The organism is Chitinophaga nivalis, assembly GCF_025989125.1.
GTDB classification, from domain to species: Bacteria; Bacteroidota; Bacteroidia; order Chitinophagales; family Chitinophagaceae; genus Chitinophaga; species Chitinophaga nivalis.
In genome coordinates, this window is record NZ_JAPDNR010000001.1 from 8,177,079 (window position 1) to 8,188,934 (window position 11,856).

Consider the following 11,856-nt stretch of genomic DNA (forward strand, 5'->3'; position numbering starts at 1 on the left):
AAGTAATACAATCGTCGGGAGGTAATGTACGATCGGTGAAGAAAAAATATTTTTTTCGGGAGATGATAATCAGGATAATGCTACCATGGCCAGTGCGACGGCCAGTTCCGCGTGTTTGATCATATATACTTTGATGGCTTTGGAAGCCTTTACCAGCTGATCTTTCACGGTATTGCCGGAAATCCCCAGCTGCACGGCTATTTCCTGGTTGCTGAGTCCATTGATGCGGCTTAGCCGGAAGATGAGCTGCCGCTGCGGTGGCAGGCTGCTGATAGCACGGGAACGGATGATTTCCAGTTCCTTTACCAGCAGTATTTTATCAGTGGGTACAGCCGTTTGTGGAGTAGACTCAAAGAAATGCCGACGTATTTTTTCGTCGTGCAATGCTTTTTTCAGATAGTTGAATACAAAGTTGCGGGTGGATTTGTAGAGGTATGCCTCCAGAGAACGTGCCGGGTCCAGGGTAGCGCGGTTGATCCAGATCTTCATAAAGATTTCCTGTACGGCTTCTTCTGCTACATCTGCGGCGGTAGTAAGTTTGATGGTATAGCCATATACAAGGTTCCTGTACCGTTGATACAGGAGCCGGAAAGCTTGTTGATTACCCTGTATGATCTGTTCACATATCAGCTTATCATCATTGTTCATACTGCAGGAAATTCCATTGATCACTAAAAATACAATAATCTGCTTAAGTGTCAAGAGGCGCAAAATTAGCAGCAGTATATTAACTCATTATTAAGTCTGCCTACATATTCTTTAATTCTTCCTGGCTAACGATTTTATATCCTGTTTTAGGTACATCAAAATAAGAAGCGGGAATCGGGAACAACTCTACTTTAGTAGCGATCACCCGTGTTTTGGCGCCTGTTTTTGTCACGATTTCAAATTCCAGGGGAATGCCTTTCAGGTTGACGAAACGGCGGTTATACTGTTTGTTTTCCGGTACCAGATCGGTGGCATAGAATACCTCAAAGGTTTGTCCGTCCGGCATGGTGCCAATGGCTTTTCTGCAGTCGTAACCGGCTATATTTTTGGTGACCGGCTGATCGCTGAACTGTATGTTCTCGTATTGTTTCAGTTCTTTTTCATATTGTTCCTTACCTGCACGGATCAAATATTTGGTGCCATGCTGATCGATGAGGGTGGTGAGGGATTCCTCTTTACTGTTGATCAGATAGGTGTAGTGTACAATATTGAAGTTCATATCAATACGGCTCAAAGGGCCGCGCATGTACTGCGTGAAGGTGCTGCCTTCCAGCATCGCATCCATCTGGAGCTGTTCCGGCGGCAATTCCATTTTATAGATAATCTTGGCATCGGAAACAGTACGCTGTGCCAGCAGGGAACTGGTAAGGCATAAAAAGATAAACGTCAAAAACAACCGGTATGACATATGTGGTGTATTAATTCAGGCTGGCAGCTGGTGTATTTCAACAAACTACCAGGTCAATTTTTCTTTATTTAAAAAAGCGGCAATACCCCGTTTGCAATCCTCATGTCCGCGGGTTTGGGCATTCAGTGTAGCTGCGTGCGCCAACCCTTCTGACAATGGAAGGTCCAACACCGTGCCAATCAATTGTTTGGTAACGTTCAGGGAGTGTGCAGAAGTGTCGTTACATAGGCTGGCGGCCACTTTTGCTACATGCGCTGCTATTTCTGCGGCTGGCACTACAGCGGTAATCAAACCATGCTGCGCGGCTTTTTCGGCAGTAAACAACTTACCGGTCAATAACAGCTCCCTTGCACGTCCCTCTCCTATTTTGCGTACCAGGAATACGGCTACGAGGGCCGGGATAAATCCTATTTTCACTTCTGTATATCCCATCATTGCTTCCGGTACCACATAACTGAGATCACAGAGGGTTACCAATCCGCATCCACCTGCGATGGCATGTCCTTCTACCTGGGCAATGACTACTTTATTCAACTGATAAATTTCCTGGAACAGCTGCATGAGTTCCCGGGAATCGGCCAGGTTTTCTTCATAGGTATTTGTTTGCAGCTGTTGCAGATACTCCAGGTCTGCGCCGGCACAGAAAGCTTCTCCGTTTCCTTTTACTACAATTACTTTTACTCCTTCATCTGCTGCCGCCTTTTTAAATGCCTGCCGTAATTCGGCTACAAATAATCCATTCAGTGCGTTCCTTTTTTCAGGGCGGTTGAGCGTTATAATAGCAACGCGTTCCGCCACATTATATTGTAGAAAAGAGAAGTCCATGATAAAGAATTGATAATTTAACCAGGCATCTACCCCACAAAAATTACGCATTACCGGGAAGATAGTCAAAAAGATCATTTGTTATGCTCTCCCGAGTTATCTACCCTGTAATGCGCAACTGATTTTATGGCTTTAGGTGGCAATCTAAGAAAAAAAACACACCTATTTTGTGATCTCTTCAATCACCTGTCCCACATTACCGCTAGGCATCTGTATGTGCAGCAGTGCAGCGAGGGTAGGTGAAATATCGGTCATACCTACCGTACGGTTGGTTTTACCCGGGTGAATGCCCCATCCCATCCATACCAGCGGGATGTGTGCATCATAAGGGTACCATAAACCGTGAGTAGTACCGGTTTTACCGCCATCGATATAACCTGGTGTGAGTGCGATCTGGATATCACCGCTTCTTTTTGCATTAAAACCGTTGCTCATCATCCGACGCATTGGTTCCGGCAAGGTGGTGGTCATCAAATGGGCGATTGGGAAAGCATTTGCGATAGCCGGAGATTTCAGCAGTTCAGCAATGATAAACTGCTGGATGTCTGCTTCACTTTTACCCGCCGTAGCAATTGCATCATGATTCATCCAGAACTGATAGTTATCTACCGCCTTGATCGCATTATTTACACCAAATTTAGCAGCTACCTGTTTGTTCAGGTCATTCATAGCTGCGCGGTCATCCCAGGTACCTCCCGGTAATTTATTTTCTTCCATGAAGCCGGGTACGTGAGCGACGCCATGGTCGGCAGTGATGAAGAACAGGTATTGTCCTTTTCCTACTTTGGCATCCAGGTACTGGAAAAGGGTAGCCAGATCCTGGTCTAAACGCAGGTAGGTATCTTCTGCTTCGATGGAGTTAGGTCCGAACTGGTGACCTACGTAATCGGTAGAAGAGAGGCTGATAGCCAGGAAATCGGTTACGCTGCCTTTACCCAGGCTATAGGCTTCCATCGCTTTTTTGGCAAATTCCAGTGTCATGGTGTTACCAAAAGGAGAAGCGGCAATAGTACCATTGGCAATGCTGCTCAGGTCATGCGGAAAAGAGCTGTTGTTTACGCCGTTTTTGTAATGGCCTTCATATGGTTTTTCATCTGCTGTGCTGAGGGTGTAGGTAGACAGCGGATACAGGGTCGTCCACGGCTTGCTGAGGTATTGCTGTGGATATTTCTGGTTATTGAATTCCTGTGCCCATGTTGGCAGTTCATTCATATAGTAGGTGCTGGTCACCCAGTTGCCGGTGCTGCCATCATACCAGAAAGCAGCGTTGGCGCTATGTCCGGCAGGCAGGATGGCGCCGCGGTCTTTAATCGCTACACCTACTACTTTGCTTTGAAAATTGTTGGATAACCGCAGCTCATCACCAATGGTGGTTACCAGCATGTTGCGCGGACTCATTTTACCGGCGGCAGAAGTGCTTCCCACGGTAGTCACAGTGGTATCTTCTGCACAATACATGGTACGTCCGATAATGGGGCTGTACCAGGTATTACCGATAATGCCGTGTACCGCAGGTACGGAGCCGGTATACACGCAGGTATGGCCGCAGGCAGTGATGGTAGGGGTATAGTTAATCAGGGTATTTTCGCAGGAGAAACCGTCCTGCAATAATCTTTTAAAGCCACCGGCAGTGTATCTGTTGCCGTAGCGGTACAGGTAATCCCAGCGCATCTGGTCTACCACCACGCCTACTACTAATTTAGGCCTGGAAGTTGCTTTAGTGGGTTTGGAGGCAGCCTGGTGGTTGAATGCCGCCGGAGAGGTTGCTTTTTGAGCCCAAACAGCCGGAGCAATCATTAATAGTGCGGCTGTTAAAAGGTAGTTCCGTTTCATCAGATTGTAATTATTTTAAATGTTCCGTGTAATTTCCGGTAAAGGACCGGTGTTTCATAGCTGTAATTGCAAAAGATGTGGACAAATGTAAACCAAGTTTACAGAAACTAATATTTTAATACCTTTGTGGCCGTTTTTATTGAAAGCAATTAACCATTACATAATATAGCGTATGGATATTTTCGAGAAACTGCTGAAACATATGGGCCCTATCGGGGAACATTCAGACAGAGCCCATGGCTACTTCGCATTTCCTAAACTGGAAGGTGAAATAGGTCCCCGCATGAAATTCCGGGGTAATGAAAAGATCGTTTGGAGCCTGAACAACTATCTGGGGTTAGCGAACCACCCGGAAGTACGTGCTACAGACGCTCAGGCTGCCGCCGACTTTGGACTGGCTTCCCCGATGGGAGCCCGCATGATGAGCGGTAACACCAACTATCATGAGCAGCTGGAGAAAGAGTTATCGGATTACATGGGCAAAGAAGATACGACCTTACTGAACTATGGTTACCAGGGTATCATGAGTGCGATTGATGCTATCTGCGGCCGCAGGGACGTAATTGTATACGATGCAGAATGCCACGCCAGTATCCTGGATGGTCTTCGGTTACACCCGGGCAAACGTTATGTTTTCAAGCATAATGACATAGAAGATTTCGAAAAGCAGATGCGTCGTGCTACTGAACTGGCTAAAACCAATGGTGGTGGTATTCTGGTGGTAACGGAAGGGGTGTTTGGTATGGCCGGTGACCAGGGTAAACTGAAAGAAATTGCTGCCCTGAAAGACAAATACGAATTCCGTTTACTGGTAGATGATGCACATGGTTTTGGTACTATGGGTAAAACAGGCGCCGGTACGGGTGAAGAACAGGGTGTTCAGGATAAAATTGACCTGCTGTTCAACACTTTTGCGAAGTCCGGTGCTTCTATCGGTGCTTTCATGAGTGGAGAGAAAGCCATTATCAATTTCCTGCGTTACAACATGCGCTCCCAGATCTTTGCTAAATCCATTCCTTTGCCTATCGTTATCGGCCACCTGAAAAGGGTACAGCTGATGCGCCAGCATCCGGAAATGAAAGCAAAACTGTGGGATAATGTAAATAAACTGCAAAACGGGCTGAAAGAGCGTGGTTTTAATATCGGCAGAACCAATTCTCCGGTAACGCCTATCTACCTGCAGGGTGATATTCCGGAAGCTACAGCGATGTGCCTGGATCTGCGTGAGAACTACAATATTTTCTGCTCTATCGTGGTATATCCGGTTATTCCGAAAGGCCAGATCATTTACCGCCTGATTCCAACAGCAGCGCATAATGATGAAGATATTGAACTGACGCTGAAAGCATTCAGTGAAACCAAAGCGAAACTGGACCAGAAAGTGTACCAGGTAGCAGAGATTCCAATGGTATAGGATACCTGGAAATAAAAAAGCTAAAAGCCTCCCTGTTTCATGGGGAGGCTTTTTTATTGAAAATGGGAAAAGGCGGGTATTAGTAATATACGCTGCTATTGTGATAAAATACAAAAGGGCTGATTTTACTCAGCCCTTACTACAAATCGTTCTTTCACTAGGTGTAAATTTTCACTAGATTTCATTAGGACATGGTAGAGAACAATTGGTTTTCATAGAATTTGGAATAACCAAGTGATTCCAAGTATCTTATATGGATGGTCTATCTTTAATTAAGGAATCGTTTGCATTTGATTCTTATCAAAAATATGTTACATTTTGCAAGATTCTATAACACAAAAATGCCATTTCGTTAACAGGATGTTAAAGATTTTCGACTGCCGGGAAACGTCATCAGAAATCAACATGCCATCCATTTTCTCATTTTTCCGACGACAGAAATGAGTCTTCATACGACTGTAGCTGCTTTGCAGCAGTTACCGGCATCAGCCGGCCACCTATGCGCTGGACAAGGCGCCGGCTATAGTGCGATAAAACGACATAGCACTTTCGTGGGCATGGTTATTTCGTGTTCCGGCCACCGGGAAGCCTTAAATGACCAAAGCGAAATAACAAGCAGGGAATGCTCATTATTTCGCTTTGATATATAGTTGTGTGATGCCTTATTTCAGGTATTCTTCCACAGCGGTATCATATATTTTTTTCCAGCTGCTGACAGTACCCCAGTCTTCGTTGTTCACGCGTACGTGATCACCGGTTACCATACCGATCTGTTCGTGGCGTACAGATACTTCAGAAGCATCTACCAGACCATGCAGCAAGGCTTCGAATTGCTCTTTATCTGCCGGTTTAACGGTTACCACTACACGGCTTTGGCTTTCACCAAACAGGTAAGCATCTTTACGGTATTTCGCGTTCAGATGCATGTCGAAGCCCAGACCTTTCGGCATGGAGCTTTCCAGCATGGTGATGAACAAACCACCTTCGCTCACATCGTGTGCAGACTGGATCAGTCCTGCTTTATTCAGTTTAGCGATCGCTTGTTGCAGGTGATGTTCTTCATCTAGGTTGAAATGCGGAGCCGGGCTGAATTCGATACCAATGATTTTGTGCAGGTATTCTGAACTGTTGATATCGTTGCGGCTGCGGCCAATCAAGTATACCAGGTCACCGGCTTCTTTGAAGTCCAGGGTGATACGTTGGTCCATGCTGTCCAGGATACCCACCATACCAATGGTTGGTGTAGGGTATACCGCGCCATCAGGAGACTGGTTGTAGAAGCTCACGTTACCGCCGGTTACCGGGGTATTGAATTTACGGCAGGCTTCACCCATACCTTGTACAGCGTGTACAAACTGGTAGTATACTTCCGGATCGTAAGGGTTACCGAAGTTCAGACAGTTGGTAATCGCAACGGGTTCACCACCGGAGCAAACGATGTTACGTGCAGCTTCCGCTACGGCAATCTGACCACCTTTATGCGGATCGGCATATACATAGCGGCTGTTACAGTCAGTAGTCATTGCCAGGGCTTTTTTGGAGCCTTTAATGAGTACTACCGGTGCATCACTTGGTGCATTGGTAGTAGCGTTGGCAGTACCTACCATGCTGTCGTACTGGTTGTAGATCCAGCGTTTGGAAGCGATATTCGGCAGCGCTACGATTCTTTCTGCCACGAAGCGGGCATTAGTGGTATCGGTTACGTTCTGAATATCGAATGCTTTTATTTTCTGGAAGTAAGCAGGTTCAGTGTAAGCACGGTGATATTGTGGTGCGCCGCCGCCCAGTACCATACTTTCGGCAGGAACATCTGCTTCCAGTTCTCCGTTCATATAGAACTTCAGGTTGGTATCTTTGGTTACTTCACCGATTTGCACGCAGTGCAGATCCCATTTTTCGAAGATATCGAGGATTTCTTTTTCCTGTCCTTTTTTCACGACAATCAGCATACGCTCCTGGCTTTCGCTCAGCAGCATTTCCCATGCTTTCATGTTTTCCTGGCGGGTAGGTACTTTATCCAGCCAGATGTTCATACCATGTTCGCCTTTCGCGCTCATTTCTGCAGTAGAGCAGGTGATACCGGCAGCGCCCATATCCTGCATCCCTACGATGGCGTTTGTTTTGATGATTTCGAGGCAGGCTTCCAGCAATTTCTTTTCCTGGAAAGGATCTCCTACCTGTACTGCTGGTAAGTCTTCCACGCTGTCTTCCGTGATGTTGGCAGAAGCGAAAGAAGCACCACCGATACCGTCTTTACCGGTAGCAGAACCTACAATGAAAACAGGGTTGCCTTCACCGTGGGAAGTAGCGGAAACGGTTTGTCCTACTTTCACGATACCTACGCTCATCGCGTTTACCAGCGGGTTGGTACCGTAGCAGTCTTCGAAATAGGTTTCACCACCTACGGTAGGAACGCCGAAGCAGTTACCATAGTGGCCGATACCATGAACAATACCTTTTACCAGGTGTTGTGTTTTTTTATCGTTGATATTACCGAAGCGCAAGGAGTTGAGTGCAGCGATAGGACGGGCACCCATTGTAAAGATATCACGGTGAATACCGCCTACACCTGTTGCAGCGCCCTGGAAAGGCTCGATAGCAGACGGGTGGTTGTGGGATTCTATCTTAAATACCACTGCGTAGCCATCACCGATATCTACCAGACCGGCATTTTCTTCACCAGCTTTCACCAACAGGCGATCGCCTTCGCGGGGCAGGGTTTTGAGCCAGACGATAGAATTTTTGTAAGAGCAGTGCTCACTCCACATTACTGAGTACATGCTCAGTTCTGTAAAATTGGGTGTGCGGCCTAAGATGGATTTAATTCGTTCAAACTCGTCAGCGGTAAGTCCTAGCTGTTCAGCAATTTCTACGGTGGTTTGCATGTATTTAAGTATAAAAAAACGAGTAATTAAAAAGAAGTGCAAACCTACATGATTTTCCTGCAAATGCCAAGAGGTTACCGGGGAAGGAAACGGGAGGAATATTTATGTCTGCCGAAACATATTATTAATTTTTTAATCTATCAGTTTTAACACTACCCACCCCAAATTATTTAACGAAAACGTAAAAAAACATCCTTTTAAAACAGATAAATGTAATTTTTTGGTTAATCTGAACAAAAAATTTGCATTTATAGAGCGGGTTGCGTTCTTTTGTGTAAAATATTTTACAGCATGCAATCGTTACGTTTCAAAGCGCTGGAAGGATTAGCTGGCGTAGACTTAACGCTCCCGGAACACAATGGTAAAATTACCGATGTATTTGGCAGCAACGTTTTTACAGGAAAAATTGTTAGGGAGTATCTGAGCGATGAAGCCTACAAAAGCCTGATGAACTCAGTAAAAAATGGCACCAAGCTGGAACGTAAAATGGCCGAGCAAATTGCTTCCGGAATGAAAGCATGGGCTATGAAAAAAGGCGTTACCCACTACACCCACTGGTTTCAGCCTTTAACCGGTACCACCGCTGAAAAACACGACTCCTTCTTCACCCTGAAAGGGGATGGCACTGCCCTGGAAACCTTCGACGGCGACGCGCTGGTACAACAGGAACCAGATGCTTCCAGTTTCCCGAACGGTGGTCTGAGAGCTACTTTCGAGGCCCGCGGCTACACCGCCTGGGATCCATCTTCCCCTGCCTTTATCCTGGAACAGGGTTATGGTAAAACACTCTGCATTCCTACTATATTTGTTGCCTACACCGGCGAATCACTCGACTACAAAGCTCCTTTGCTGAAAGCACTGGCAGCTATCGACAAAGCGGCGGTAGATGTATGTAACTACTTCGATAAAAACGTTACCAAAGTAACCGGTACCCTCGGATGGGAACAGGAATACTTCCTGGTAGACGAAGCCATGGCAAACGCCCGCCCTGATCTGATCATGACCGGCCGTACCGTGGTAGGTCACGCTCCTTCCAAAGGTCAGCAGCTGGAAGACCACTACTTCGGCGCTATTCCGGAACGTGCCTATGCCTACATGCGCGACTTTGAAATGGAATCCTACAAACTGGGTATTCCATTAAGAACCCGCCACAACGAGGTAGCACCTTCCCAGTTCGAATGTGCTCCTATATTTGAAGAAATCAACATCGCGGTGGACCACAACTCCCTGTTGATGGACGTAATGAATAAAGTGGCCAAACGTCACAAACTGAAGGTATTACTGCACGAGAAACCATTTGCAGGCATCAACGGTTCAGGTAAACACAACAACTGGAGCCTCGCTACAGACACTGGTGTTAACCTCCTGGCTCCCGGTAAAACACCGAAGACCAACCTGATGTTCCTCACCTTCTTCGTAAACACCATCAAAGCGGTACATGATTATGCTGACCTGATGAGAGCTTCTATCGCCTCTCCCAGCAATGATTTCCGCCTGGGTGCCAACGAAGCGCCTCCCGCTATCATCTCTGTTTTCACAGGTAAATACCTCTTTGAAGTATTACAGGAAGTGAAAAACCGGGTAAATAATAAATTCGATGAGCAGGATGAAGCCATCCTGAAACTGGATCTGCACCGCCACATTCCGGAGCTGATGCTGGACAATACTGACCGTAACCGTACTTCTCCTTTTGCTTTCACCGGCAACAAGTTTGAATTCCGCGCGGTAGGTTCTACAGCTAACTGTGCTTCCGCCATGACCGTGCTGAATACCATCATGGCCAAGACCCTCACCGACTTTAAATCCGAAGTAGACAGTCTCATCGAAAAAGGCGAGAAAAAAGAAATTGCAATTATGCAAACTCTTCGGAAATATATTGTAGATTCGGAAAAAGTATTATTCGAAGGAGACGGCTATAGTGAAGAATGGGAAAAAGAGGCTGCCAGAAGAGGTTTGCCTAATATCAAAACGACTCCACAGGCACTCGACGCCATGGTAACTGAGAAATCAACCAAACTCTTTACCGAAGTGGGTGTCTACAATGAAAAAGAGCTACACGCACGTCACGAAATATTGCTGGAAGATTATGTGAAGAAAGTACAGATCGAGGCCCGTGTAATCGGCGATCTCGCTACCAATACGATTCTGCCGTCTGCGTTCAGTTATCTCAATGATCTGATCAGCAACATCCGCGGCCTGAAAGAAATCGGACTGGATGATAGCGCGTCTAAAGCTCAACAACAAATTGCCGCTAAAATAGCTGAACACGTTAATACGATCAGTGAAAATGTACAGGCTATGATCGAGGCGCGTAAGGTAGCTAATAAGCTGACCGACAGCCGCCAGAAGGCGATCGACTATTGTGAAAAGATTAAGCCGTACTTTGAAGTTATCCGCTACCACTCCGACAAACTGGAGTTCCTGGTGGATGACAAAAAATGGGCACTGCCCAAATACAGAGAGCTGCTTTTCTTGCGATAAAACCGTAAGATTGTTTTGGTGTATGATTAGCCCCGGATTTTCATCCGGGGCTTTTTTGTTTTATCAATTATTCTGCTTAGTTTTAAGCACCCTAACATACCATACACCCTCAGAAAATTAATACTACCGTCTTTTAATTTTTAACTGTTAACCATCAATTACACCCTCAATAAATGACTACTCATGAAAAAACATGTCATAGCTGCGCCTTGCGCCCTCATAGCTATTGTTTCCTTGCTGTTTACCGGATGCATCAAAACTGATTATTTGCAATTTCCTGCTGCTTCAGGCCAGCAGTGTAAAATACTGCAACTGAAAGGTACCATTGCTTATTCCGGCGTACAGGATTCTGCCGAAATCAGTTACAACGCCTTCGGCAATCCTGTGAGTATTACCCCTACTCAGGTAGGTACCGGCTATCCCCGCTACCTGCTCCGGTACGATGCCGCCAACCGGTTAAAAGATGTGATTGGCGCCTACAGAACCGGCAATCCTTATTTTGAAACCTGGACTAAACTTACCTTCAACGCATACAATTGCCTCGTTGCAGATACGACTTTTTCCTTTGGCATCATCGGCCCGAATGGCCCGCTGCCCGGCAATCCCAATGTTCCCGGCCTGCAGGTATCCAACGTAACCACCTATACGTACGACGCACAGAAACGGCTGATTCGCACCACCGAAACCCGTGGTCATGACTACCCCGTTTTCTTTACGACCTACTACTACAACTCCAAAGGCAACGCCAATAAAATCAATGAAAGCTGGGTCAGCACGGGCACCGATTCCAGCTATAACTACAGTCATGATATCTTCCCGGTATATGACAACAAAGTGAATCCGCACCAGCTGCATGTTGTATGGCAATACCTCGACCGCGATTATAACAACAACAATGCTTTTATTGCCACTACCTACAATGTTTACGGACTGCCCACCCGCATCAATACAGATCCTAAAACCGGATTACGTTTTCTCCTGCTGAACTTTGCTGAGCTGAATATTAAGTATCAACAATAAAC

At 46.1% G+C, this 11,856-nt stretch carries 8 protein-coding genes; 3 read left to right on the plus strand and 5 right to left on the minus strand.

The genetic code is table 11. The annotated features are described in order from the left end of the window. Nucleotides 1–69 precede the first annotated feature (69 nt). The 4 genes from OL444_RS30095 to pafA form a co-directional block, all read right to left on the minus strand. On the minus strand, nt 70–648 hold the full coding sequence (locus tag OL444_RS30095; protein WP_264727120.1) for an RNA polymerase sigma-70 factor: 579 nt from the start codon (nt 646–648) through the stop codon (nt 70–72). 100 nt (nt 649–748) lie between these two features. Then, complete coding sequence (locus tag OL444_RS30100; RefSeq protein ID WP_264727118.1) at nt 749–1,396, minus strand: hypothetical protein; 648 nt, start codon at nt 1,394–1,396, stop codon at nt 749–751. Between the two features lie 45 nt (nt 1,397–1,441). Continuing rightward, nucleotides 1,442–2,272, minus strand: coding sequence for an enoyl-CoA hydratase/isomerase family protein (locus OL444_RS30105; protein WP_264727117.1), 831 nt, complete (start codon nt 2,270–2,272; stop codon nt 1,442–1,444). Between the two features lie 111 nt (nt 2,273–2,383). Beyond that, the gene (gene pafA / locus OL444_RS30110; RefSeq protein WP_264727115.1) at nt 2,384–4,054 is read right to left on the minus strand and encodes an alkaline phosphatase PafA; all 1,671 of its coding nucleotides are present in this window, start codon (nt 4,052–4,054) and stop codon (nt 2,384–2,386) included. A gap of 172 nt (nt 4,055–4,226) precedes the next feature. On the opposite strand from pafA, the gene OL444_RS30115 reads away from it, so the two are divergent. Continuing rightward, entirely contained in the window at nt 4,227–5,468 is a 1,242-nt protein-coding gene (locus tag OL444_RS30115; protein ID WP_264727113.1) for an aminotransferase class I/II-fold pyridoxal phosphate-dependent enzyme, read from the plus strand. Nucleotides 5,469–6,130: 662 nt separating this feature from the next. Here OL444_RS30115 and purL read toward each other — a convergent pair. Next, nucleotides 6,131–8,353: a phosphoribosylformylglycinamidine synthase subunit PurL gene (gene purL, locus OL444_RS30120; protein ID WP_264727111.1), complete on the minus strand. Its 2,223-nt coding sequence runs from the start codon at nt 8,351–8,353 to the stop codon at nt 6,131–6,133. A gap of 291 nt (nt 8,354–8,644) precedes the next feature. On the opposite strand from purL, the gene OL444_RS30125 reads away from it, so the two are divergent. Together OL444_RS30125 and OL444_RS30130 are read left to right on the plus strand one after the other, a co-directional pair. Continuing rightward, nucleotides 8,645–10,834 carry a glutamine synthetase III family protein gene (locus OL444_RS30125; RefSeq protein ID WP_264727109.1) on the plus strand — a complete coding sequence of 730 codons (2,190 nt, stop codon included), beginning with the start codon at nt 8,645–8,647 and terminating at the stop codon, nt 10,832–10,834. A gap of 183 nt (nt 10,835–11,017) precedes the next feature. Further along, on the plus strand, nt 11,018–11,854 hold the full coding sequence (locus OL444_RS30130; protein WP_264727107.1) for a hypothetical protein: 837 nt from the start codon (nt 11,018–11,020) through the stop codon (nt 11,852–11,854). The last annotated feature ends 2 nt before the right edge of the window (nt 11,855–11,856 follow it).

Excerpts from the sequence above, each read along its gene's own strand:
- OL444_RS30095 (WP_264727120.1), bottom strand. The coding sequence starts at position 648 with ATGAACAATGATGATAAGCTGATATGTGAACAGATCATACAGGGTAAT.
- OL444_RS30100 (WP_264727118.1), bottom strand. The coding sequence starts at position 1,396 with ATGTCATACCGGTTGTTTTTGACGTTTATCTTTTTATGCCTTACCAGT.
- OL444_RS30105 (WP_264727117.1), bottom strand. The coding sequence starts at position 2,272 with ATGCGTAATTTTTGTGGGGTAGATGCCTGGTTAAATTATCAATTCTTT.
- pafA (WP_264727115.1), bottom strand. The coding sequence starts at position 4,054 with ATGAAACGGAACTACCTTTTAACAGCCGCACTATTAATGATTGCTCCG.
- OL444_RS30115 (WP_264727113.1), top strand. The coding sequence starts at position 4,227 with ATGGATATTTTCGAGAAACTGCTGAAACATATGGGCCCTATCGGGGAA.
- purL (WP_264727111.1), bottom strand. The coding sequence starts at position 8,353 with ATGCAAACCACCGTAGAAATTGCTGAACAGCTAGGACTTACCGCTGAC.
- OL444_RS30125 (WP_264727109.1), top strand. The coding sequence starts at position 8,645 with ATGCAATCGTTACGTTTCAAAGCGCTGGAAGGATTAGCTGGCGTAGAC.
- OL444_RS30130 (WP_264727107.1), top strand. The coding sequence starts at position 11,018 with ATGAAAAAACATGTCATAGCTGCGCCTTGCGCCCTCATAGCTATTGTT.